The organism is Acidimicrobiia bacterium (assembly GCA_035651955.1).
Taxonomy (GTDB): domain Bacteria; phylum Actinomycetota; class Acidimicrobiia; order IMCC26256; family JAMXLJ01; genus JAMXLJ01.
In genome coordinates this window covers 1-22,440 of the sequence record DASRES010000058.1, presented here as the reverse complement: position 1 = coordinate 22,440, position 22,440 = coordinate 1, and the positions used below count along the sequence as shown (strand labels likewise).

Sequence of the window (22,440 nt, the reverse complement as noted above, 5' to 3'; positions counted from 1 at the left end):
ACATCCGCGAGGTGATCGCGTTCCCGAAGACCCAGTCGGGTCTCGACCCCCTGACGGGCGCCCCCGGTCCGATCGACCCCGCCCAACTCCGCGACCTGGGCCTCGCGCTCCTCCCACCCCCGAAGCGCTGACCCCGACCGGCGAGGCTCCGTTGGGACAGTTTGTCGTCGCTACGCCGACAAACCGTCCCAACGCGAGGTGGTGTGACCGTCAGTGTCGTACCGGTGCGCGATGGTGCCGGCATGGGCGGGGCGGACCTCTTGTCGCATGCTGGGCGCCAACACGGTCTCTTCACGACGGCCGAGGCAGACGAGCGTGGTGTGAGCCGCGCCGTCCTCGAACGCTGGTGCGACAGCGGAGCGTGTCGCCGGGTCCGACACGGCGTGTACGCAGTCGTCGGCGCGCCCGCAACGTGGGAGCAGTCGGTCGTGTCCGCCATCCTCGCCGCCGGACCCGGTGCGGTCGCTTCGCACACGACCGCAGCGGTGGTGTGGGGCTTGCCGAATCTCGAGCGCGAGACGACCGAGATCAGCACCGACCGCCGACGGCGTGCTCGCCTTCCCGGCATTCGGGCGCACCGAACGGTCGCGTTCCTGAGCGAGGAGCACACCGTCCGGAACGGGATCCCGGTCACGACGGTCGCACGGACGCTCGTGGACCTGTCCGGGCGCCTCTCGGTAGCCCAGCTCGGGATCATCACCGACGACGCGCTTCGGCGCGGGACCCTGACCTTGCGCGAGCTGCAGCGCTGTGTCGCTGGGCTTCCCGGTGCGCGGGGCCGGAAGCCGACCCGGATTCGGTCCGTACTGGCCCAACGCGTCGACGGATACGACCCGGGTGACAGCGCGCTCGAGCTGCGCGTGCTTCGGGCCATCGTCGCGGCCGGGCTTCCGGAACCCGTCCAGCAGCACGAGGTCGCCGTGGCATCGCGGCGTTGCCGTCTCGACCTCGCGTACCCGGCGGACAAGCTCGCGATCGAGGTCGACGGCTTCGAGCCGCACCGTCACCGCAGCGCGTTCGACCGCGACCGTTCGCGTGCGAACGACCTGGTCGTCGCCGGCTGGACCGTCTTGCGTTTCACCTCGGAGTTCTCCGACGCGCAGATCGTCCGCACCGTGACCGCAACCCTCGCGGCGTTGGGACAGAAACGCGGCGCATAGCCGCAGAACCGTCCCAACGCAACGGAGGGCGGGTGGGGGGTTCGGCCCGTACGATCGTTCGGATGGCGGAGGACCTGTTCGCGAGTGCGGTGCAGCGGCGGCTCGAGCAGCGGGCACCGCTCGCGGCGCGGCTCCGGCCCCGGAGCCTCGACGAGGTCGTTGGCCAGCAGCACCTCCTCGGTCCCGGCCGCCCGTTGCGCACGCTCATCGAGTCGGACCGGCTCACGTCGGTCATCCTCTGGGGCCCGCCGGGCACCGGGAAGACGACGATCGCCCGCCTCATCGCGGGCGTCACCGACAAGGGGTTCGAACCGCTCAGCGCGGTGACGGCCGGCGTGAAGGAGGTGCGTGAGGTCGTCGAACGGGCCCGGGCCCGCCTCGGCGAGCACGGCCGCGGCACGATCCTGTTCCTCGACGAGGTGCACCGCTTCAACCGCACCCAGCAGGACGCCCTCCTCCCGCACGTCGAGGAGGGCCTGCTCGTCCTCGTGGGGGCGACGACCGAGAACCCCTTCTTCTCCCTGACGGCGCCGCTGCTCAGCCGGTCGACGCTGTTCCGGCTCGACCCGCTCACCGAGGACGATCTCGCCGGCCTCGTCGACCGCGCGCTCGGCGACGTCGACCGTGGGCTCGGCCAGGACCACCTCGCCATCGACGACGACGCGCGCCACCACCTCGTCGACCGCGCCGAGGGCGACGCCCGCCACGTGCTCACGTCGCTCGAGGTCGCCGCCGGGCTCACCGTGGAGGACGGCCGCACGCGCATCACGCTCGCGGATGCGGAGGCCGCGCTCGCGATGCGCGCGATCCGCTACGGCGACGACGAGCACTACGACATCGTGTCCGCGTTCATCAAGAGCATTCGCGGCTCGGACGTCGACGCGGGTCTGTACTGGCTCGCGCGCATGCTCGAAGCGGGCGAGGACGCGCGCTTCATCGCGCGGCGGCTCGTGATCCTCGCGTCGGAAGACGTCGGCATGGCCGATCCGCAGGCCCTGCTCGTCGCCGACGCCGCCGCGCGCGCCGTCGAGTTCGTCGGGCTGCCCGAGGCGCAACTGAACCTCGCGCACGCGGTCGTGTACCTCGCGACCGCGCCGAAGTCGAACGCGGTCATCACCGCGCTCGGCGCGGCTCGAGCCGACGTGCGCGAGCAGCCGCTCGGCGCCGTGCCGCCCCACCTGCGCGACGCGCACTACAAGTCGGCGGCCCGTCTCGGGCACGGCAAGGGCTACTTGTACCCGCACGACGACCCCCGGGGCTGGGTCGAGCAGGAGTACCGCCCGCCCGAGGTCGCAGCGAGCCGCTACTTCCGTCCGTCGGGTCACGGTGCGGACACGGACCGTGACATCCCCGCCTGGGTCGAACGAGAGTCCGCGGGCGGCGACCGGGACGCGCAAGAATCAGCCGGCGGCGACCCCGGGGAGTAGGGATGGTCGAGGCATGAGCGCGGGTTCCTGGGCAGCGGTCGCGTGCGCGGCGGTCGTGGCCGTCCTCATCGTCGTGCTGCTCGTCGCGCTCGCGTCCCTCGGTCGGACGGTCCGCGCGCTGCGGCGCGACGTCGACCGGCTGGAGCGCGAGACGATCCCCGCGCTGCACGACGCGCGCCGTGCCGTACGCCGCGCGTCGGGAGAGGTCGAGCGCGTCGACGCGTTGCTGACGAGCGCGACGTCCGTCACGAACACCGTGGACTCCGCCTCGCGGTTCGCGTATCGCGCGGTCTCGAGCCCCGTGGTCAAAGCGCTCGCGTTCGGTGAGGGAACACGCCGCGCGGTGCAGCGGCTCCGCCAGCCGGTTCGGGACTGATCGACGGGAGGAGCCGGGTGTTCAAGCGCGCGTTCTGGTTGACGGTCGGGTTCGGGTCGGGGATCGGCACGTCGTGGTACGTCGCGCGGTCGGTCAAGCGGACCGTCCGCCGGACCGTCGCTGCGTATCCCGCGAGCGAGGTCGCGACCCGCGCCGCCACCGCAGCGGCGCGCGGGCTGCGCACGTTCGGCGGCGACGTCCGCGGCGCGATCGCGGAGGGCCGCGTCGCGATGCGCGAGCGCGAGGCCGAGCTGCGGGCCGAGATGGAGCGCCGCCGGACCGGGGCGACGGCCGACCCGGCCGACCCGGCCGTGCGCGGTGCGGTCGCCGCCACGGCCACCTCGCAGCCCGTCGTGGTCGAGGTGCCCGACGAGCTCGCGCAGTGGCGCAACCGGACGCACACCGACCCGGTCGGGCGGGCGCGCGCCGGGCGGTAGCCTTGACGCCGTGGGTGTGAGCACGGCGGCCGAGCTTCGACGCGCGTTCATCGACTTCTTCGCGGCGCGCGGTCACACGATCGTGCCGTCGGCGAGCCTCATCCCGCACGACCCGACCGTGCTGTTCACGGTCGCGGGCATGGTGCCGTTCAAGCCGTACTTCACGGGTGACGAGTCGCCGCCGTACACGCGCGCCGCGTCCGTGCAGAAGTGCGTGCGCGCGGGCGGGAAGCACAACGACCTCGAGGAGGTCGGCCGCACCAACCGGCACTTCACGTTCTTCGAGATGCTCGGCAACTTCAGCTTCGGCGACTACTTCAAGGCCGACGCGATCCCGTGGGCGTGGGAGCTCGTGACCGACGTCTTCGGTCTCGACCCGGAACGTCTCTGGGTCACCGTGCACGAGACGGACGACGAGGCAGCCACGATCTGGCGTGACGTCGTCGGGGTCTCCGAGGAGCGCATCCAGCGACTCGGCGACGACACGAACCTCTGGAAGATGGCCGACACCGGGCCGTGCGGCTACAACTCCGAGATCTTCGTCGACCTCATGCCCGACGCCGGTCCTGGCGGCGGGCCCGCGGCCGACGAGGACCGCTACGTCGAGCTGTGGAACCTCGTGTTCATGCAGTTCGACCAGCGCGCGGACGGGAAGGTTCCGCTGCCTTCGCCCTGCATCGACACGGGCGCCGGGTTCGAGCGCTGCCTCGCGATCCTGCAGGGTGCCGACACCGTCTGGGACACCGACATCATGCGACCGCTGATCGCGGCCGCCGAACGCGTCACCGGCGTCAGGTACGGCGGGTTCCCGGGCACCGAGCAGGACGTCTCGCTGCGCATCCTCGCGGAGCACGGCCGCACGATGACGTTCCTCGTGGCCGACGGCGTGGTCCCGTCGAACGAGGAGCGCGGCTACGTGCTCCGGCGCATCATCCGCCGCGCGGTCCGTCACGCGTACCTGCTCGGCGTCCACGACCTCGTCACACCGGCGATGGTCGACGCGACGGTCGACGTGATGGGCGACGCGTATCCCGAGATCGTCGCCGCGCACGACCTCGTGCTCGGGATCGTGACGCGCGAGGAGGAGCGCTTCCGCACCACGCTGCAACGCGGGCTCGAGTATCTCGACGACGTGCTCGCGCGCGGGAACGTCACTGGCGACGACGCGTTCTACCTCCACGACACGCTCGGCTTCCCGATCGATCTCACACGCGAGATCGCGGAGGAGCGTGCGAAGTCCGTCGACGTCGCCGGCTTCGAGACCCGCATGCGCGAGCAGCGCGAGCGCGCTCGCGACGCGCAGAAGGCCGAAGGCGTGAAGCCGGCCGCGGCCGTCGAGGTGTACCGCGAGCTGCTCGACGACCACGGCGCGAGCGAGTTCACCGGCCGGCAGGAGTACGAGACGAGCGGCGCCAAGGTGCTCGGTCTCGTCGCGAACGGCGAGCGCGTGACACGCGTCGAGCCCGGCGTGCCCGGGCCGGTCGAGGTCTTCCTCGACCGAACGCCGTTCTACGCGGAGTCGGGCGGCCAGGTCGGCGACACGGGGACGATCGAGACCGCGAACGGCGCGCTGCTCAGGGTCGTCGACACGCAGTACGCGCTCCCCGGGCTCACCGCGCACAAGGCGCAGCTGGTGTCGGGCGAGGTCGTCGAGGGCGACGCCGCGACAGCGCGCATCGACGGCGAGCGGCGTGACGCGATCCGCCGCAACCACACCGCGACCCATGTCCTGCACTGGGCGCTGCGGGAGGTGCTCGGCCCGCACGTGAAGCAGGCCGGATCGCTCGTCGCGCCCGACCGGCTGCGCTTCGACTTCAGCCACTACGAGGCCGTCACCCGCGACCAGCTCGACGAGGTCGAGTCGCTCGCCAACCGCGAGGTGATCGGTGACGCGCCGGTCCGTCACTACGAGACGACCAAGGAGCACGCGGTCGAGCTCGGCGCGATCGCGTTCTTCGGGGAGAAGTACGGCGACATCGTGCGCGTCCTCGAAGCAGGCGAGCACTCCATCGAGCTCTGCGGCGGCACCCACGTGCACGCGCTCGGCTTCATCGGTCCGATCAAGATCGTCAGCGAGGGTTCGATCGGTTCGAACCTGCGCCGCATCGAGGCCGTCACGGGCGACGTCGCGCTCGAACGGATCCACGAGGAGGAGGTCGAGCTACGCGAGCTCGCCGACCTCCTCAAGGTGAAGCCGGCCGACGTTCCGACGCGGGTGCGGGCACTCCTCGACGAGCTGCGCGACCGCGGCGACGAGCTGAAGGCGCTGCGCGTGCAGCAGGCCACGGCCGAGGCGTCGCAGCTCGCGGCGAAGGCGGTCGACCACGTCGTCGCGTTGCGCCGTGACGGCGCGACGAACGACGAGCTCCGTCAGCTCGCGCTCGCGACGCGCGACGCGCTCGGGTCGGGCGTCGTCGTGCTCACCGGGGAGACGGCCGACGGCAAGAAGGCGGCGATCGCGGTCGCGGTCACGAAGGACCTGGTGTCCAAGGGCGTCTCGGCGGCCGAGATCGCGCAGCCCGCGGCGAAGGCACTCGGTGGCGGGACCAGCCGCAACGCGGAAGCGGTGGTCGGTGGCGGTCCGAAGCCGCAGGCGGTCGACGACGCGCTCGAGGTGGCGCTCGCGCGGGCGCGGGAGGCCGTAGCCTCCCTCGGGTGACGCGCGTCCTCGGCGTCGACCTCGGCAGTCGCCGCATCGGTCTCGCCCTCTCGGATCCCGGCGGCACGATCGCGCTGCCGCACGAGGTGCTCGCGCGCAGCGGCGACGACGCCGCCGACCACGCCGCGATCGTCTCGGCCGCGCGCGTCGCAGGCGCGACGACGATCGTCGTGGGGTTGCCCCGGTCGCTGTCGGGCCGCGACGGACCGGCGGCGCGTGCGACCCGCCGTGAGGTCGACGCGCTCCGCGAGGTCGCCGCGCGCGACGGCGTCGAGGTCGAGCTGCACGACGAGCGTCTCACGACGGTCATCGCGCAGCAGGGGATGACCGCCGCGAACGTCCGCAAGCGCGCGCGACGCGCCGTGGTCGACAAGGTCGCCGCCGCGGTGATGCTGCAGTCGTGGCTGGACGGTCGCCTGAGCGAGCGAGCCGGGAGGCGAGCGGAAGCGTGGCCAAGCGGCCCGGCGGCGAAGCCGCCAGGAGCTGAACACTGATGACCGACGCGACGAGCGACGACCCGTCCGCGCCGCGCCAGCAGCAGCGCGCGTACCGGACGCGTCAGCGGCGACGCGGGCTGATGGTGCTCGGGGTGCTCGGCGTCCTCGCCGCGCCGTTCCTCGTGGCCGGCGCGTGGTTCTGGTGGCAGGTCGACGCGCCAGGCGGGCAGGGCGCCGCCGTGACGGTCGACATCCCGAGCGGGACCGGTGTCTCCGGCATCGGGGACCGGCTGCACGCGGCGGGCGTCGTCGGGTCGTCGTTCGCGTTCCGGATCTATGCCGAGATCACGGGCGGTGGCCCGTACCAGGCGGGCGAGTACGAGCTGCACAGGCACATGGGCGCGCGTGCGGCAGCGCGCGCCTTGAGCAAGGGGCCGAGCGTCGAGCACCTCGCGCTGCCGCCCGGCCTCACGCTCGAGCAGATCGCAGCCCGCGTCGGCACGTTGCGCGGCCTGAGCGCCGACAAGTTCCTCGCCGTCGCGCGCTCGGGCACGATCCGGTCGAAGTACGAGCCCGCGGGTGTGAGCTCGCTGGAAGGGTTGACGTTCCCGGACACGTACGTCGTCGACCGTGGCGAGTCCGAGGCGCAGGTCCTGCGGACGCTCGTCGGCCGCTTCGACCAAGAGGCGGACGCCGCGGGTCTCGCACGCGGTGGCCCGCACGGCGCGAGCGCATACCAGGCCGTCATCGTCGCCTCCCTGATCCAGACCGAGGCCAAGCTCGACGTCGACCGCCCGCTGATCGCGGCCGTCGTCTACAACCGCCTGCACGACGGGACGCCGCTGCAGATCGACGCGACCGTGAAGTACGCACGCGGCGGTGGCGACGGGCCGCTCACGAACGCGGACTTCGCGCTCGCGTCGCCCTACAACACGTACAAGGTCAAGGGCCTCCCGCCCACGCCCATCTCGACGGTCGCGCTCGTCTCGCTGCGAGCCGCGCTCGCGCCTGCGAACGCGCCGTACCTGTACTACGTGCTGATCGACGCGAGCGGGAAGCACGCGTTCGCGACGACGTACCAGCAGCACCTGCAGAACATCGCCGAGGCTCGCAAGAAGGGTCTGCTGTGACCGGTCCGCACGCCGTGACGGGCGCGACGCGCGTCGCGGGGGTCATCGGGGATCCGGTCGCGCACTCGTCGTCCCCCGCGCTGCACAACGCCGGGTACCGCGCCCTCGGCCTCGACTACGTGTACGTCGCGTTCCCGGTTCCGGCGGGGCGGGGCGGCGATGCGGTGCGCGCGGTCCCCGCTCTGGGGCTCGCCGGGCTCAACGTGACGATGCCGCACAAAGCCGACGCCGCGCGCGCCTGCGACGACCTGTCCGACGATGCGGGCACGCTCGGCGTGGCGAACACGGTCGTCCCGCGTGACGGGGGGCGCGTCTACGGCGACTCGACGGACGGACCCGGCTTCGTCGCCGCGCTGCGCGACGACGGTGTCGACCCGTGCGGCCGCGGCGTCGTCGTCATCGGCGCCGGCGGGGCGGCGCGCGCCATCGTGCTCGCGCTGGGCCGCGCCGGCGCGCGCGTCACCGTCGCCGCTCGACGCCGCGACGCGTGCGAGGCCGCGGCGGCGCTCGCCCCGGGCGCGCGCGCGATCGGGCTCGACGACCTCGGCGCGGCGGTTCGGGCCGTGGACGTCGTCGTCAACGCGACGCCGATCGGGATGCGCGGCGAGCCGCCGCCGTTCGACCCGGCCTGCCTGCGCCCGGAGCACGTCGTCCTCGACACCGTCTACCACCCGGCCGAGACACCGCTGCTCGCCGCGGCCCGCAGCGCGGGCGTCGCGGTCGCCGCCAACGGGCTCGGCATGCTCGTGCACCAGGCCGCGCTGGCGTTCCGTCTCATGACGGGCGTCGACGCGCCGCTCGACGCGATGCGCGCCGCGGTCACGGACGGCGGCTGACGCCACCACGGCTTCAAGTTCCACGCCGCCGGCGCCGATCATCTCCCCGCTGGGCTCGTCGCGGACGGAGGACGGTGGCACGGTGTCACTGCAGGGAAACCTCGCAACCTTCTCGCTGCACGAGGTGCTGCAGCTCCTGGCCGAGACGGCCAAGACCGGGACCCTCCACGTCTCCGCGCCGGGCGTCGAGGGTGTGCTCCACCTCGCCGACGGCGACCTCTGCGGTGCCGACCTCCACGAGGTCGACGGCGGCGCCCCGCTCCCGACCGGGCTCGACGCCCGCCTCCTCGACGTGTGCTTCGCGTTCGGCCGGTTGGACGACGGCGAGTTCGAGTTCGAGACCGCGCCCGCGGGCGCGATGGGCCCGGTCGTCGACGCGCTGCCGGTCGCGGTGCTGCTCGGCCGGCTCCGCCCGCTGCTCGAGGAGTGGCCCGCGATCTCCCGCGTCGTGCCGTCCTTCGACGTGCGACCCGCGCTGACCCGGGAGCTCGCGGACGACGTCGTCACGATCGACCGGGCCTCCTGGTCCGTCCTCGTGGCCGTCGACGGCACGCGCTCCGTGCGGGACCTCGCCGTGGAGCTCGACCGCAGCGCGGCCGAGGTCGCCGGGGCACTGCGCGCGCTCGTCGACGCGGGGGCCGTCACGCTCGGCGTGGATGCTCCCGCGACCCTCACCCTCGTCGCCGGACCCGAGGTCGACGTCGTCTCGCTCGCGTCGGTGGACCTGCCGACCGAGGGCCCCGACGCGCTCGCCCGTCTCGACCGCGAGGAGCTCGAGCGGGCCGCGCTCGGCGAGCCGGTCATCGAGATCGCGGCCGAGCCCGACCCGGAGCCGGAGCCCGGCGAGGACCCGGTGGTCGCGCACGCTGGCGAGCCGACGGTCGAGGTGCTCGACACGGCGGACGACGCCGAGGACGACGACGCCGACCCGGACGGACCCCACCCGGCGGTCCCGCGGGACCGGGGCGCCCTGCTGCGGATGTTCTCCGCCCTCCGCGACGGCTGACCAGATCGTCCATGCGTCGCTCGTTGTTGTCTGACGACATCCAGCGACGCATGAACGGGACCGGGGGTACAGGTCCCGCCTCCGAGCGCCGATAACGCGGGTCGAGCCACGCGGGGGCCGCGCGGGGGCTCGTTCACCACCCGGACGAGGTCTTGGAGGCTGCCCTGTCCGACGGGACGCATCTCGGCACGCTCCTGCTCGAGGAGGGTCTGCTGACGCGGGCCGAGCTCGAGACGGCGCTGGCCGAGCAGGAACGAACCGGGAAGCCGCTGCCCCGTGTGCTCATCGAGAGCGGCGCGGTCACCGAGATCGACGTGATCCGGACGTTGGCGAGCCAGGTCGGGCTGGACTTCGTCGACCTGTCGGAGCACCCGATCGACGCGTCCGTCGCGTCGATGATCCCGGAGTCGCTCGCGCGCCGATACCGCGCGATGCCGATCGGGTGGGACGACGACCGGCTCGTCGTCGTCATGGCCGACCCCGCCAACGTCTTCGCGGTCGACGACATCCGCGCGATCAGCGGCGCGGAGGTGAAGACGGTCGTCGGGACCGAGAGCCAGATCTCGGACGCGATCGACCGGTTCCACCGTCTCGACACCGAGGTCGACTCGCTCGCGCAGACGGCCGCGGAGGAGCTCGCCGAGGGCGACGACATCGCGAAGGTCCGCGAGGTCGTCGAGGACGCGCCGATCGTCAAGTTCGTCAACCTGCTCATCACGCAGGCCGTCGCCGACCGCGCGTCCGACATCCACGTCGAGCCGACCGAGCGCGACCTGCGCATCCGGTTCCGCATCGACGGCGTGCTGCACGAGGTCATGCAGTCGCCCAAGTCGATCCAGAACGGCGTCATCAGCCGGCTCAAGGTCATGGCCGACATCAACATCGCGGAGCGCCGCGTCCCGCAGGACGGGCGCATGTCGCTCAACGTGTCGGGCAACCCGATCGACGTGCGCATCGCGACGCTGCCGACGGTGTACGGCGAGAAGGTCGTCATGCGGATCCTCGACAAGGGCCGCGGTCTGCTCAGCCTCGAGGACCTCGGGTTCCTCCCCGAGGTGCTCGCGCGCTACGAGGGCGCGTACCGGAAGCCGTACGGGACGATCCTCGTCACCGGCCCGACCGGCTCGGGCAAGTCGACGACGCTGTACGCGACGCTCAACGTCCTCAACGAGCCGCACCGCAACGTCATCACGGTCGAGGACCCGGTCGAGTACCGCCTCGCGGGCATCAACCAGATGCAGATCAACCCGAAGGCGGGCCTGACGTTCGCGGGCGCGCTGCGCTCGATCCTCCGCTCCGACCCCGATGTCGTGCTCGTCGGCGAGATCCGCGACCGCGAGACGGCGACGATCGCGGTCGAGGCGTCGCTCACCGGTCACCTCGTGCTGTCGACACTGCACACCAACGACGCCGCGTCGACGCCGATGCGTCTCGTCGAGATGGGCGTCGAGCCGTTCCTCGTCGTGAGCGCGCTCGACTGTGTCCTCGCGCAACGGCTCGCGCGCCGGCTGTGCGACCACTGCAAGGAGGCGTACCAGCCGACCGAGGCCGAGCTCGTCGAGGCGGGGTGGCCGATGGACTCGCTCGACGAGTGGCCGACGCTCTACCAGGCGACGGGCTGCACCGCGTGCGGGCGGACCGGGTACCGGGGCCGGTTCGCGATCCACGAGGTGATGGTGATGAGCGAGGAGATCGAGCGGCTCGTGATCGAGCGCCGCTCGACCGAGGACCTCAAGAAGGTCTCGGTGATGCAGGGGATGTTGACGCTGCGCGAGGACGGCCTGCGCAAGGTCGCCGCCGGCCACACGAGCCTGGAAGAGATCTTCCGGGTCGTGTCGTAACGAGAACGCGGACAGGAGATGACGATGCTGGATCGGCAGGCACGGCGGCTGGGGGAGTTCCTCGTCGAGAGGCACGTGCTGTCGCGCGACAACCTCGAGGTCGCGCTGGCCGAGGCGCGTCGCGCCGGTGAGCCGCTCCCCGTCGTGTTGCGTCGCAAGCAGCTCGTCGGCGAGAAGGACCTGACTGCGGCGATCGCCGACGCGCTGAGCCTGCGCTTCGTGGACTTCGGCGACACGCCGCTGCACCCCGACGCGTCGACGATCATCCCGCCCGACGTCGCGCGCCGCTACGGCGCGCTCGGTGTCGACTTCGAAGATCGCAAGCTCGTCGTCGCGTTCGCGGAGCCCGCCGACGACGACGCGCTCCAGGCCGTCGGCACGGCGACCGGCTACGAGATCATCCCCGCGACCGCGGGCCGGTACGAGCTCGCGCAGGCGATCGACATGGTCTACGGCGCCGAGCGCGTCCCGGCGTCCGCAGGTGCGACGGCCGTCGGCGGCCCGGGCGCGCCGAGCGGTGTCGCCGTCGGCGCCGAGCCCGAATCCGGTGCGGGCGAGCCCGAGCTGCACGTCAACGCGCTGCTCGAGAAGCTCATCGAGATGCGCGGCTCGGACCTGCACCTCACCGCGGGCTCGCAGCCGATCGTGCGCGTGCACGGCGAGCTCCGCCCGCTCAACGAGTTCGACGTCCTCAACGGATCGCAGATCCGCGAGATGCTGTACGCGGTCATCACGCAGAAGCAGCGCGAGAAGTTCGAGAACGAGCTCGAGCTCGACACGAGCTACACCCTCCCGGGCCGCAGCCGCTTCCGGCTGAACGTGTTCCTCCAGCGCGACTCGGTCGGCGCGGTCATGCGTGCCATCCCGTACGAGATCGTCGGCTTCGACCAGCTCGGGTTGCCGCCGTCGGTCGAGCAGTTCGCGGAGCTGCCACGCGGGCTCGTGCTCGTCACCGGCCCGACCGGCTCGGGGAAGTCGACGACGCTCGCGTCGCTCGTCGACATCATCAACCGCTCCAAGGCCGTTCACATCATGACGGTCGAGGACCCGATCGAGTTCCTGCACCAGCACAAGCGGTCGGTCGTCAACCAGCGCGAGGTCGGCGAGGACACGCACTCGTTCGCCAACGCGCTGAAGCACGTGCTCCGTCAGGACCCCGACGTGATCCTCGTCGGCGAGATGCGCGACCTCGAGACGATCCAGACCGCGCTGACGGCCGCGGAGACCGGTCACCTCGTGTTCGCGACGCTGCACACGCAGGACGCGCCGCAGTCGATCGACCGCGTCATCGACGTGTTTCCCGCGCACCAGCAGCAGCAGATCCGCGTGCAGCTCGCGGCGTCGCTCCAGGGCATCGTCACGCAGCAGCTCGTGCCCACGGCCGACGGCGGCGGGCGCGCGGTCGCGGCCGAGGTGCTCGTCGCGACGCCCGCCATCCGCAACCTGATCCGTGAGGGGAAGGTGCACCAGATCTACTCGCTGATGCAGGCGGGCGGGAAGCACGGGATGGTGACGATGGACCAGTCGCTCGCCGCGCTCGCGCGACAGGGCCGCATCACGATGGACGCGGCGCTCGAGCGGTGCGCGAACGAGGAGGACCTGCGCCGGCTCTCGAGCTCCGCGGCGTGGGCGCACTGAGGAGCGGACGATGCCGACGACGTTCCAGTACAAGGTCCGCGACCGGGCCGGTCGCACGGTCGAGGGCGAGCTCGAGGCCGAGAGCGAGACGCTCGTCGCCGGCAAGCTCCGCTCGATGGGCTACACGCCCATCAGCATCGAGAAGCGGGGTGGACCCGGCCTCACGTCCGACGTCCGCATCCCGGGGCTCACCGACCGGATCAAGCTGAAGGACGTCGCGGTCTTCTCGCGCCAGTTCGCGACGATGATCGACTCCGGCCTTTCGCTGCTGCGCGCGCTGTCGATCCTGGGCGAGCAGACCGAGAACAAGGAGCTCGCGCACGTCGTCACCGAGGTGCGCATCGACGTCGAGAAGGGCAGCTCGCTGTCCGCCGCGCTCGCCAAGCACCCGAAGGCGTTCAACCGCCTGTACGTCGCGATGGTCCGCTCCGGCGAGGCGGGCGGTGTGCTCGACTCGGTCCTCCTGAAGCTCGCCGAGACGATCGAGAAGCAGGTCGAGCTCCGCCGGAAGATCAAGTCGGCGATGACCTACCCGATCGTCGTGTTCATCCTCGTGATCCTGATCGCGACGGCGATGCTCGTGTTCATCGTCCCGCAGTTCAAGAGCATGTACCACGACCTCGGCGGCAAGCTCCCGGCGCTGACGAGGGTGCTCATCTCCGTCTCGAACGTCGTGCGGACGATGTTCCCGTTCTTGATCGTCGCGGCCGTCGTCGCGGCGTGGCTGTTCCGGCGCTGGATCGGTACCGACAGCGGCCGCGCGGCGTGGGACCGGTTCAAGCTGCGGGTTCCCGTCTTCGGTCCGCTGGTGCGCAAGACCGCGTTGTCGCGCTTCTCGCGCACGCTCGCGGCGTTGACGCGCTCCGGTGTGCCGATCCTCGAGTCGCTCGAGATCGTGTCCGTGACGTCCGGCAACGATGTCGTGTCGGTCGCGCTCGAGGACGTGCAGCGCGCGGTGAAGGGTGGTGACTCCCTCACTCGGCCGCTCGAGCAGCACGAGGTGTTCCCGCCGATGGTCGTGCAGATGATGGCGGTGGGTGAGGAGACCGGCGCGCTCGACGAGATGCTCGACAAGATCGCCGACTTCTACGACCAGGAGATCGAGGCAACCGTCGACGCGCTCACGTCGCTCATCGAGCCCCTGCTCATCGTGATGATGGGCGCCATCGTCGGCGGGATGATCATCGCCCTCTACCTGCCGATGTTCAACATCATCAAGTTGATCAAGTAGCGCAGCGCGTCTCGCTCGGACGGTCCTACCGTACGGGCGATGACACGACGGATGGTCGCGCTCGCGGCGCTCGGTCTGGTGGCAAGTGCTGCGTGCAACCCGTCCGTCAGGGTCACCGAGCTCTGCTCGGTGGCACCGAGCGTGCTGACGGCATCAGCGCGCACGGGCTCGCCGCGGCGGCTCACCGTGCACGGCGAGAGGTTCGTCGTGTGTCGTGACACCAACCGCGGTCCGCAAGTGCCGGCCATGCGCGCGATCGCACTCGTCCTGCAACAAGGCGCGCATCGCGTGTCGCTCGGGACGGTCGACGCGCACGGTCGGCATGGGACGTTCACGGTCACCGTGCCGGTGCCGGCGGAGTTCGCAGCAGGTGCCGCGGTCGTCACCGCGTCCGGACGCGCGGTGCCGGTCACCTTGCCGTGAATGATGGGCTGCGGCGTGTTCCCGGGTCAACGATCGATCTCGCTTGCGTGATCGAGCACGAGATCCACCACGGTCCCTGGCACGGTGTGCCGGTGCTCTGCCTGGATCACCGAGGCCGCTCCCGGCCGGCGAGTGATCAGACGGGCGGTGGCTCGACTCGCTCGATGGTGTCGACGCGATCGATCGCTCGGTCGAAGGAAGCGATCCTTCCGACGCCGGTGCTCTCCGCCGACGCGACGAGATACGCGTCGGCGAAGTCGACGCGGTCGGTCTCGTAGACCTCCGCGGCGCGCAAGAGCAGCGCGAGGTCGACACAGACGATCGAATCGAACGCGACGAGCGAGCGCAGTGCCTGTGCGACCTCCGCGCGAGGCACTTCGTAGAACGATTCCAGGACGTAGACCGTCTCGGCGGCCACGAGATCGGTGAGCAGCAACTCGCGCTCGGCGCGAAGGTACGCGGTGGCACGCGCCGCCATCGCGGGCGGGTCGCCGGTGAGATGGCGAACCAAGATGTTCGTGTCGACGAACGCGCTCAACGTCGTTGCGCGGCTCGGTCAGATCGCGTCCGTCGGATGACGTCGTCCCACGCCACGTTGCGCTTCGCTGCCGGAACCCGCACCGTCCCGGCCAGGTCGAGGAAATTCGGTGTGCGGGCGAGCACGGCGCGGTTGCCTTCGACGCGGAAGACGACCTCGTCGCCCTCCTTGATCCCGAGCGCGTCCCGAACGGCTTTCGGCACCGTCACCTGCCCCTTCGACGTGACTCTCGCCGAAGCATCCATGTGCGTCTCCGTGTCCTTACTTGCGTCACAAAGTAAGGATAGTCGCCCGGACGGCGTCTCGGCGGACGCTCACGGCGCAGAACCGTGAGCGACGACGAAGGGAAACCCGTCGACATGATCCACCGTCGGCGTCGTGATCCCGGCTCGTGAGGCGAGCGCGAGGAGCTGTTGGCGCTCGGGAGCGACGGCAACCACGGTACGCATCGCGAACCTGACGTACGCCTCGCGGAGTCCCAGCGGGACACGCGTGCGGTGAGCGAGTGCTCGTACGTCGGAGATCGACGCACCACCGTCGATCTCGACGATCACGACGGGCCCCCCGGGTTGAGCGACGCGTCGGCATTCGGCGAGTCCTGCACGTGGGTCGGGCCAGTGCTTGACCGCGCACGACGACACGACGGCGCCGAAGCTCCGATCGGGAAAGGGCAAGTGTTCCGCAGAGGCTCGTACCGGTACCACGCACAGCCGACGTCGAGGACGGGCGGCTTTTGCGCGTGCGCGGCGAGGAGCGGAGCAACGATCTGGCAGAGCGCGGGCGCGATCGCGAGCTCGTAGGAGAGCGCCTCCGGCGACGAGAACGATCGGCGGCAGACGCCGGTCTTGAACCGTTCGACGACGGATTGCTCGCTTCGCACGTCGTGATGCTCGCGCGCGGCGGCGCTCGGCTTCGTCAGCGACGTCGAATACCTCGCGTACGCTCGCTCTGTGCGAATGAAGGAGTTCTACGCCGACCCAGAACGCGCACATTCCGAGGAGGTCGACTTCGGCTCCGCGTGGCGCACCCAGGGGCAAGGTCCGTGGAAGGTCGTATGGGTGGAAGCGACGGGCGAAGTCGTCGCGTTCCGCGAGTCCGTGTGAGGCGGGCCGGACAGTGATGCAGGGGTGATCGTCGAGATGGTGGGCGCTCTGTTCCACGCTGGATGTGCCGCTCCGTCGGATGAAGTCGTCATTCTCGGCCGAGAGCCCGACCTTCTCCGTCTGAAGGGTGCGCTCATCGGGTGGGAAGACCACGCATCCGAGGAGAACGGGCTCGCGTGGCTCGCCGAACGCGTGAACGAGTTGTCCAACGGTCAACGGACGTGAGTCACGCTCGCTGAGCTCCGGAAGCGACGTGGCGTGGACCGCCAGCGCTTGCGTGTCCGGTAGCGACGGAGATTCTGGCGTTTCAGCGCGTGTTCGCGGCCGAGATGGCGCGACCGCGCTGCTCGAGCGTGTCGAGCGGCACGGCAGGCGAGAAGAACAGGCCTTGGAGCGTGTCGATGCCGAGCGAGGACGCGTGCGAGGCCTGCGCCTCGGACTCGACGCCTTCGGCGACGACGCTGAGGTGCAGCGCTCGGGCGACGCGGACGATGGAGTCGACGATCGCGCGGTCGACCGCGTCGGTTCGGATGTTGGCGACGATGCTGCGGTCGATCTTCAGCTCGTCGAGCGGGAAGCGCCTGAGATTGGCGAGGCTCGCGAAACCGGTCCCGTAGTCGTCGACGGCGATGCGCCCGCCGTGGTCGCGGAGCCAGGCGAGGTTGTCCCGCACGGCGCCCGTGTCGAGCGCGAGCGCCGTCTCCGTGATCTCGAACCCGAGGCGGTCCAGCGGGACCGACACCTCGATCGCGGCAGCCGTGATGCGGCGTGCGAACCGCGGTCGTGACAGATCGCGTGCCGAGAGGTTGAGCCACGTGCGGGGCAGGCCGGGGTCGAGGGCGAGGTCGCGCAGCACCATCGTGAGGACCTCGTGGTCGATCCGCCCGATGAGGTCGCTGCGCTCCGCGACCGGTAGGAACTCGGCCGGCAAGGTGAGGCCGCGCGTCGGATGGTTCCACCGGATGAGCGCCTCGAGGCCGACGGTCCGGCGACTCTGCGTCGCGACGAGCGGCTGGTAGTGGACGACGAACTCGTGGCGGGCGAGCGCGTCGTGCAGCGACGTCTCCAAGGCCACGCGTGACCACGACGCGTCCCGCAGGTGCGCGTCGAACCGGGCGACCTGACCGCGACCCCGGGCCTTCGCCGCGTACATCGCCACGTCGGCCTGGCTCATGAGCGTCTGCGTGTCGGGCATGGAACACGCGTCGGCCGTCGTGACACCGATGCTCGCCGTGACGTGGAGCTCTGTCCCAGACACCTTCACCGGTTCGCTGATGGCGCGCAGGACGCGCGCGGCGACGAGCTCGGCGTCGAGGTCGTCGGCGGCGTCCGCCACGATCACGAACTCGTCGCCGCCGAGACGCGCGACGACCGTCGTGTCGCGCACCACGCCGCGGATGCGATCCGCGACGACGGCGAGCAGCTGGTCACCCACCTCGTGGCCGAGGCTGTCGTTGACGTCCTTGAAGTAGTCGAGGTCGACGAAGCACACCGCCACGGACTGGGCGCCGGCCGTCGTGACGCGACGCTCGAGGGCCGTCTCGAACGCGAGGCGATTCGGAAGCCCCGTCAGCGCGTCGTGATGGGCGTCGTACCGCAGACGCGCCTCCTGCTCGTGCCGCTCCGTGACGTCACGCGCGTTCACGACGACGCCCGCGACGTCGGGGTCGTCGAGGAGGTTCGTGACCGTCGCGTCCAGCCAGCGGCACCGGCCGGAACCGGCGCCGAAGCGCAGCCGGACGGTGAGCTGGCGCGTCGTGCCCATCGGCGCGTCGAGCAGCGTGCCGAGCTCGCGTTCGACGCGCGCGACGTCATCGGGGTGCACGAATCGCGCCGGGTGCATGCGGCGGCCGACCGTCAGGTTGATGCCCGCCGCCTCGACCGACGGGCTGACGTAGACCAGGCGGAACGACCGGTCCCAGACGATCGTGAACTCGGACGCGTGGACGAGCAAGGAACGGAACCGTCGCTCCTCGCTGCGCAGCGCGTCCTGCGCGCGCCGCCGCTCCGTGATGTCGCGCGAGTTCAGGACGATGCCGCGGACATCGGGGTCGCTCGCAAGGTTGCGCCCGATCGTCTCGAGGAAGCGGTACGAGCCGTCCGCCCCACGCACGCGCAACACGACCGGTTCGCTCTCCGCCCCGTCGTGGCCGGCGAGGTCGGCGAACGCGGCCAGCGCGACGGGCCGGTCGTCGGGATGCAACAGCGAGAAGATGCCGCCTTCGGGATCGAACCCGCGCGGATATCCGAGGAGCCGGCTGCCCGCGGGGCTCGTGTACCGCCACGACCCGTCGAGCTCCAGCACGGTCAGCACGTCGAGCGAGTGGCTCAACAGCCACCCGAGCTCGCTGGACGCACGCGTCCGGCCCGCGAACGGGCTCGACGGCGCCGGCGCGACCGGCCACGGCCCCCCGCTCGTCTCGGAGACGTCCAAACGAACCTCGATCTGCCCGTGACCCTGCCGACACGCGCGGCAGCGGTCAGCGACACGACCGCCGCGCGCTCTTATCGGCACCTCGACGAGCGAGCTGAGATGTTCCCAGCCCCGGATTGCGGGTCGGGCGAGCGCCGGGTTGGTGACGCCAGAATCGGGCGGTGCAGTTCAGCGTCGACCTCCGCGATCGCGTGGCCGACGGGACCATCACGCTCTCGTACCGTCTGTGGTCGCGACCGAAGGTCAAGGTCGGAGGCGTCTACCGGAGCGGGTCCGTGAGGGTCGAGGTCGACGACATCGATCTCGTGCCGTTCTCCTCGATCACCGACGACGATCTCGCTCGCACGGGCGAACCCGACCTCGAGAGCCTTCGCCGCCGCGCCGCGCACACCGGCCCGATCGACGACGACACGCTGCTCTATCGCGTCGAGTTCCACGTCGTGCCGGGCGACGACCTGGCCGACGGCTGACGGCCCGCCCGAATCGTTGCACGACGTGTCGCGGCCGACTATGTTCACCCGCATGGGTGAATATCAGGCGGCGGTGCTGGATCGCGTGTTCTCGGCGGTGTCCGACCCGACACGGCGGGCGATCCTCGCCCGTCTGGCCGACTCGGACGCCCGCGTCACCGACCTGGCCGGCGCCTTCCCCATCTCGCTGAACTCGACGTCGAAGCACATCCGCGTGCTCGAGGGCGCGGGACTCGTCCGCCGGCGCGTGCAAGGCCGCGAGCACTTCCTCAGCCTGGAGGCCGCGCCGCTCGCGGAGGCCGCCGAGTGGATCGGCCACTACCGCCGGTTCTGGAGCGACCAACTCGCGTCGCTCGACGCGTTCGTCACCGGCGGCGCGCGCAGGAAGCGGTCGTCGTGAGCGGTGACTACACGCTCACGGTGCGACGCGAGATCGCCGCGCCCGCGGAGGTGCTGTTCGACGCGTGGTTGGACGCGGAGAGTCTCGGCGCCTGGCTCAAGCCGGACGGCATCCGCGAGACACGCGCCCAGACCGACCCGCGCGAGGGCGGCTCGTTCCGCATCGTCATGGTCCAGGACGAGACGGAGCTGCTCCACAGCGGCACGTATCGCGAGATCGACCGACCGCACCGGCTCGTGTTCACGTGGTCGTCCCACGCGACCAGGTTCCGTGACTCGCTCGTCACGGTGACGTTCGAACCGTCGTCGGAGGGCTCGACGGTGGTCGAGATCCACCAGGTCGGCCTCCCCGACGAGGAAGCGCGGGCGTCGCACCACCGGGGGTGGTCCGAGATCCTGCGCGCGCTCGACGGCTCCTTCCGTTCCGACTCGTGACCGACGTTCCGACCACAGGAGATCGCCCGATGCCCGACCATCGCACCGCAACCCGTGACCAGTGGCTCGCCGAGCGACGCGACCTGCTGAAGGCCGAGAAGGAGCTCACGCGCCTCAGCGACGACCTCGCTCGCCGTCGGCGCGACCTGGCGTGGGTTCGCGTCGACAAGGAGTACGTGTTCGACACCGAGGACGGCGACGCCACGCTCGCGGATCTGTTCCGCGGGCGCTCGCAACTCGTCGTCTACCACTTCATGTTCGACCCCGACTGGGACGAGGGGTGCCCGAGCTGTTCGGGGATCGCCGACGGCTTCGACACGACGCACCTGCACCTGCAGAACCACAACGTCGCGTTCACCGCGGTGTCGCGCGCGCCGCTCGAGAAGCTGCTCGCGTACCGAACGCGGATGGGCTGGGCCTTCCCGTGGGCGTCGTCCGCACGCAGCGACTTCAACTACGACTTCCACGTGACGATCGACCCGTCGGTCGCGCCCGTCGAGTACAACTACCGCGACCAGGCGGAGCTCGAGCGACTCAACGTCGCGTGGCGCGAGTGGTCGGGGGAGCAGCCCGGCATGAGCGCGTTCGCGCTCGACGACGGCGTCGTCTACCACACGTACTCCGCGTACGCGCGTGGCCTCGACGCGCTGTGGCCGATGTGGCAGTGGCTCGACCGCGCGCCGCTCGGTCGCAACGAGGGCGACTACTCGTGGTTCCGTCGGCACGACACCTACGAGGCGAGCTACCGGTGATCCTCGCCCACATCGCCGGCGTGCCGTTCGAGGAGTGGATGGAACCGCTCGTCGCAGGCGGGAGCGGCGTCGCCATCGCGCTGTACGCCGCGTTGCTCCGTCTCCGCCGGCGGTCGTGACGCGAGCGCTCCCCGTCGCACGCACGGTGCACGATGGCGCGCCGTGCGATGCATCGCTTAGCCTCCCGCGTTCACGTATCCGTGGGGGAAAGGGCAGAAATGCGCATGTTGCGGCGGTACCTCTGCGCGCCCGTTGCCGCGATCGCGATCGCGGCGCTGTGGGGTGCGATCCCGGCCGGAGCGTCGACGACGCGGACGGTCCATGCGGGGCAGTCGATCCAGGCGGCGGTCGACCACGCGAAGGCGGGGGACACGATCGTGGTCGAGCGCGGCACCTACGCCGAGAACGTCGAGATCCTCAAGGGCGACATCCACCTGATCGGTCACGACGCGACGATCGTCCCACCGGCGACGCCGCACCCCGGGAGCAAGTGCTTCAGCCCCGAGGACCCGACCAGCCTGAGCGGCATCTGCGTGCTGTCGCCGTTCGCGAACCTCGACACCGGTGTGGTCACGAAGTACCTGAAGGGCACGGTCGTGACGGGCTTCACCGTGAAGGGCTTCAGCGGCAACGGGTTCGTCGCGTTCGGCGCGCAGGACACCGAGGTCACGCACAACCGGTTCCTCGACAACGGCGAGTACGGCGCCGCGGCGTTCACGTCGACACAGACGAGCTTCGAGCACAACGCGTCGATCACGACGGCGCCTTCTGCCGAGGCGGGCTTCTACATCGGTGACTCGCCCAATGCGAACGCCGAGGTCGAGCACAACGTCTCGTCGGGAGCGCAGTTCGGCGTGTTCGTGCGCGACGCGTTCGAGGCGCACATCGAGCAGAACGACATCTCCGGCAACTGCGTCGGGATCGTGTTCCTCGCCGACGCGCCCGGTCCGGCCGGTCACTCGAACGCGGACCACAACGACGTCCACGACAACGACAGGTTCTGCCCGCCCGGTGAGGACGGCGGCCCGTCGACGTCGGGTGTCGGGATCGCGTCGGCCGGCGCAACCGACACGCACGTGCACGAGAACCGCATCGTCAACAACGTGCCGTCGGGTCCCGCGGGTCTCAGCGGCGGGCTCGTCGTCGTGCAGGTCGGTCCGACACCGCCGACCCACAACCACATGACCAGCAACGTGGTGAAGGGCAACGGCACGGACGTCTTCTGGGACGGCAGCGGTGTCGACAACCTGTTCTTCGACAACCACTGCACGACGAGCGTGCCCGCCGGGCTCTGCAAGAAGTAGCGCCCGAGATCGTCCGCGTCCGTCCGGTGCCCCGGCCTCGTGCCGGGGCACCGGCGCGTCCGCGCCGGGAGAACGCGCGCCCACCCCGCTGCGTTGGGACAGCCCGCCCGGCTGCGTTGGGACAGAAAGTCGGCGACAGGCCGAGAAACCGTCCCAACGGAGCGTGGGAGCTCGCGGCTGTCACGGGAGCCCGACGGGCGTCCGCCCGGTCGCCTGGGTGACGACCCGCTCGTCGACGTCGCGCAGCCGTGTGGCGACGGCCCCTGCGATGCGGCGGTTCACCGCCGGGATGCCGGCGTGGAGCAGCGCGTCGAACTCGCGGCGCGACATGGCGAGGAGCTTCATCGTCGTCAGCGACCAGACCGTCGCGACCCGAGGTCGACCGTCGAGCAGCGCCATCTCAC

Annotated in this window: 26 protein-coding genes; 21 read left to right on the top strand and 5 right to left on the bottom strand. The window is 71.0% G+C overall.

Features of this window, described 5'->3' with window-relative positions; genetic code table 11:
• The first annotated feature begins 242 nt into the window (after window positions 1-242).
• The 13 genes from VFC33_13010 to VFC33_12950 all read left to right on the top strand — a co-directional run bounded on the left by VFC33_13010 (window position 243) and on the right by VFC33_12950 (window position 14,601).
• Entirely contained in the window at window positions 243-1,160 is a 918-nt protein-coding gene (locus tag VFC33_13010) for a type IV toxin-antitoxin system AbiEi family antitoxin domain-containing protein (protein ID HZR14158.1), read from the top strand.
• A 62-nt stretch (window positions 1,161-1,222) separates the two neighbouring features.
• Window positions 1,223-2,587 (top strand): replication-associated recombination protein A, encoded by a 1,365-nt coding sequence (locus VFC33_13005; GenBank protein HZR14157.1) that lies wholly within the window; start codon window positions 1,223-1,225, stop codon window positions 2,585-2,587.
• Window positions 2,588-2,600: 13 nt separating this feature from the next.
• Entirely contained in the window at window positions 2,601-2,963 is a 363-nt protein-coding gene (locus VFC33_13000; protein ID HZR14156.1) for a hypothetical protein, read from the top strand.
• A gap of 17 nt (window positions 2,964-2,980) precedes the next feature.
• Window positions 2,981-3,400 carry a hypothetical protein gene (locus VFC33_12995; GenBank protein HZR14155.1) on the top strand — a complete coding sequence of 140 codons (420 nt, stop codon included), beginning with the start codon at window positions 2,981-2,983 and terminating at the stop codon, window positions 3,398-3,400.
• A 10-nt stretch (window positions 3,401-3,410) separates the two neighbouring features.
• Window positions 3,411-6,059: an alanine--tRNA ligase gene (gene alaS / locus VFC33_12990; GenBank protein HZR14154.1), complete on the top strand. Its 2,649-nt coding sequence runs from the start codon at window positions 3,411-3,413 to the stop codon at window positions 6,057-6,059.
• A complete protein-coding gene (gene ruvX, locus VFC33_12985) occupies window positions 6,056-6,553 on the top strand; it encodes a Holliday junction resolvase RuvX (GenBank protein ID HZR14153.1) in 498 nt (165 codons plus the stop codon). The genes alaS and ruvX overlap by 4 nt, the downstream gene beginning before the upstream one ends.
• Window positions 6,553-7,626 carry an endolytic transglycosylase MltG gene (mltG, locus tag VFC33_12980; protein ID HZR14152.1) on the top strand — a complete coding sequence of 358 codons (1,074 nt, stop codon included), beginning with the start codon at window positions 6,553-6,555 and terminating at the stop codon, window positions 7,624-7,626. Before ruvX ends, mltG begins: the two co-directional genes overlap by 1 nt.
• Entirely contained in the window at window positions 7,623-8,462 is an 840-nt protein-coding gene (gene aroE, locus VFC33_12975) for a shikimate dehydrogenase (GenBank protein HZR14151.1), read from the top strand. The genes mltG and aroE overlap by 4 nt, the downstream gene beginning before the upstream one ends.
• Window positions 8,463-8,544: 82 nt before the next feature.
• Entirely contained in the window at window positions 8,545-9,468 is a 924-nt protein-coding gene (locus VFC33_12970; GenBank protein ID HZR14150.1) for a DUF4388 domain-containing protein, read from the top strand.
• Between the two features lie 152 nt (window positions 9,469-9,620).
• Window positions 9,621-11,309 (top strand): ATPase, T2SS/T4P/T4SS family, encoded by a 1,689-nt coding sequence (locus VFC33_12965; GenBank protein ID HZR14149.1) that lies wholly within the window; start codon window positions 9,621-9,623, stop codon window positions 11,307-11,309.
• 24 nt (window positions 11,310-11,333) lie between these two features.
• Window positions 11,334-12,947: a PilT/PilU family type 4a pilus ATPase gene (locus VFC33_12960; GenBank protein HZR14148.1), complete on the top strand. Its 1,614-nt coding sequence runs from the start codon at window positions 11,334-11,336 to the stop codon at window positions 12,945-12,947.
• A gap of 10 nt (window positions 12,948-12,957) precedes the next feature.
• Window positions 12,958-14,178, top strand: coding sequence for a type II secretion system F family protein (locus VFC33_12955; protein ID HZR14147.1), 1,221 nt, complete (start codon window positions 12,958-12,960; stop codon window positions 14,176-14,178).
• A 39-nt stretch (window positions 14,179-14,217) separates the two neighbouring features.
• Window positions 14,218-14,601, top strand: coding sequence for a hypothetical protein (locus VFC33_12950; GenBank protein HZR14146.1), 384 nt, complete (start codon window positions 14,218-14,220; stop codon window positions 14,599-14,601).
• Window positions 14,602-14,737: 136 nt separating this feature from the next.
• Here the strand turns inward: VFC33_12950 and VFC33_12945 are convergent, their stop codons facing one another.
• The 3 genes from VFC33_12945 to VFC33_12935 all read right to left on the bottom strand — a co-directional run bounded on the left by VFC33_12945 (window position 14,738) and on the right by VFC33_12935 (window position 16,131).
• Complete coding sequence (locus VFC33_12945) at window positions 14,738-15,139, bottom strand: type II toxin-antitoxin system VapC family toxin (GenBank protein ID HZR14145.1); 402 nt, start codon at window positions 15,137-15,139, stop codon at window positions 14,738-14,740.
• Complete coding sequence (locus tag VFC33_12940; GenBank protein HZR14144.1) at window positions 15,136-15,384, bottom strand: AbrB/MazE/SpoVT family DNA-binding domain-containing protein; 249 nt, start codon at window positions 15,382-15,384, stop codon at window positions 15,136-15,138. Before VFC33_12940 ends, VFC33_12945 begins: the two co-directional genes overlap by 4 nt.
• A gap of 69 nt (window positions 15,385-15,453) precedes the next feature.
• Entirely contained in the window at window positions 15,454-16,131 is a 678-nt protein-coding gene (locus VFC33_12935) for a methyltransferase domain-containing protein (GenBank protein HZR14143.1), read from the bottom strand.
• Between VFC33_12935 and VFC33_12930 the strand changes: the two genes are divergently transcribed.
• Together VFC33_12930 and VFC33_12925 are read left to right on the top strand one after the other, a co-directional pair.
• Window positions 16,096-16,242: a hypothetical protein gene (locus VFC33_12930; protein ID HZR14142.1), complete on the top strand. Its 147-nt coding sequence runs from the start codon at window positions 16,096-16,098 to the stop codon at window positions 16,240-16,242. The two genes, VFC33_12935 and VFC33_12930, sit on opposite strands and share 36 nt — an antisense overlap.
• Before the next feature lie 24 nt (window positions 16,243-16,266).
• The gene (locus VFC33_12925) at window positions 16,267-16,467 is read left to right on the top strand and encodes a hypothetical protein (protein ID HZR14141.1); all 201 of its coding nucleotides are present in this window, start codon (window positions 16,267-16,269) and stop codon (window positions 16,465-16,467) included.
• Window positions 16,468-16,549: 82 nt separating this feature from the next.
• Here the strand turns inward: VFC33_12925 and VFC33_12920 are convergent, their stop codons facing one another.
• Complete coding sequence (locus VFC33_12920; GenBank protein ID HZR14140.1) at window positions 16,550-18,676, bottom strand: EAL domain-containing protein; 2,127 nt, start codon at window positions 18,674-18,676, stop codon at window positions 16,550-16,552.
• Window positions 18,677-18,837: 161 nt separating this feature from the next.
• Here VFC33_12920 and VFC33_12915 point away from each other — a divergent pair, with 161 nt between their 5' ends.
• From VFC33_12915 to VFC33_12890, 6 genes are all read left to right on the top strand, one after another.
• On the top strand, window positions 18,838-19,146 hold the full coding sequence (locus VFC33_12915) for an ASCH domain-containing protein (protein HZR14139.1): 309 nt from the start codon (window positions 18,838-18,840) through the stop codon (window positions 19,144-19,146).
• A 52-nt stretch (window positions 19,147-19,198) separates the two neighbouring features.
• Window positions 19,199-19,546, top strand: a complete 348-nt coding sequence (locus VFC33_12910) for a metalloregulator ArsR/SmtB family transcription factor (protein ID HZR14138.1) — start codon at window positions 19,199-19,201, stop codon at window positions 19,544-19,546.
• Window positions 19,543-19,980: an SRPBCC domain-containing protein gene (locus VFC33_12905; protein ID HZR14137.1), complete on the top strand. Its 438-nt coding sequence runs from the start codon at window positions 19,543-19,545 to the stop codon at window positions 19,978-19,980. The genes VFC33_12910 and VFC33_12905 overlap by 4 nt, the downstream gene beginning before the upstream one ends.
• A gap of 29 nt (window positions 19,981-20,009) precedes the next feature.
• Window positions 20,010-20,732 (top strand): DUF899 domain-containing protein, encoded by a 723-nt coding sequence (locus VFC33_12900; GenBank protein HZR14136.1) that lies wholly within the window; start codon window positions 20,010-20,012, stop codon window positions 20,730-20,732.
• A complete protein-coding gene (locus VFC33_12895) occupies window positions 20,729-20,851 on the top strand; it encodes a hypothetical protein (protein HZR14135.1) in 123 nt (40 codons plus the stop codon). Before VFC33_12900 ends, VFC33_12895 begins: the two co-directional genes overlap by 4 nt.
• 105 nt (window positions 20,852-20,956) lie before the next feature.
• Window positions 20,957-22,036 (top strand): right-handed parallel beta-helix repeat-containing protein, encoded by a 1,080-nt coding sequence (locus VFC33_12890; protein ID HZR14134.1) that lies wholly within the window; start codon window positions 20,957-20,959, stop codon window positions 22,034-22,036.
• A gap of 180 nt (window positions 22,037-22,216) precedes the next feature.
• Here VFC33_12890 and VFC33_12885 read toward each other — a convergent pair.
• On the bottom strand, window positions 22,217-22,440 hold a 224-nt coding region (locus VFC33_12885; GenBank protein HZR14133.1), incomplete at its 5' end, for a hypothetical protein.

What these genes read in the sequence shown, in the direction of transcription:
- VFC33_12890 (HZR14134.1), top strand. Translation starts at nt 20,957, where the DNA reads ATGTTGCGGCGGTACCTCTGCGCGCCCGTTGCCGCGATCGCGATCGCG.
- VFC33_13005 (HZR14157.1), top strand. Translation starts at nt 1,223, where the DNA reads ATGGCGGAGGACCTGTTCGCGAGTGCGGTGCAGCGGCGGCTCGAGCAG.
- VFC33_12955 (HZR14147.1), top strand. Translation starts at nt 12,958, where the DNA reads ATGCCGACGACGTTCCAGTACAAGGTCCGCGACCGGGCCGGTCGCACG.
- VFC33_12960 (HZR14148.1), top strand. Translation starts at nt 11,334, where the DNA reads ATGCTGGATCGGCAGGCACGGCGGCTGGGGGAGTTCCTCGTCGAGAGG.
- VFC33_12910 (HZR14138.1), top strand. Translation starts at nt 19,199, where the DNA reads ATGGGTGAATATCAGGCGGCGGTGCTGGATCGCGTGTTCTCGGCGGTG.
- VFC33_13010 (HZR14158.1), top strand. Translation starts at nt 243, where the DNA reads ATGGGCGGGGCGGACCTCTTGTCGCATGCTGGGCGCCAACACGGTCTC.
- VFC33_13000 (HZR14156.1), top strand. Translation starts at nt 2,601, where the DNA reads ATGAGCGCGGGTTCCTGGGCAGCGGTCGCGTGCGCGGCGGTCGTGGCC.
- VFC33_12935 (HZR14143.1), bottom strand. Translation starts at nt 16,131, where the DNA reads ATGTGCGCGTTCTGGGTCGGCGTAGAACTCCTTCATTCGCACAGAGCG.
- VFC33_12950 (HZR14146.1), top strand. Translation starts at nt 14,218, where the DNA reads ATGACACGACGGATGGTCGCGCTCGCGGCGCTCGGTCTGGTGGCAAGT.
- VFC33_12930 (HZR14142.1), top strand. Translation starts at nt 16,096, where the DNA reads ATGAAGGAGTTCTACGCCGACCCAGAACGCGCACATTCCGAGGAGGTC.
- mltG (HZR14152.1), top strand. Translation starts at nt 6,553, where the DNA reads ATGACCGACGCGACGAGCGACGACCCGTCCGCGCCGCGCCAGCAGCAG.
- VFC33_12900 (HZR14136.1), top strand. Translation starts at nt 20,010, where the DNA reads ATGCCCGACCATCGCACCGCAACCCGTGACCAGTGGCTCGCCGAGCGA.
- VFC33_12940 (HZR14144.1), bottom strand. Translation starts at nt 15,384, where the DNA reads ATGGATGCTTCGGCGAGAGTCACGTCGAAGGGGCAGGTGACGGTGCCG.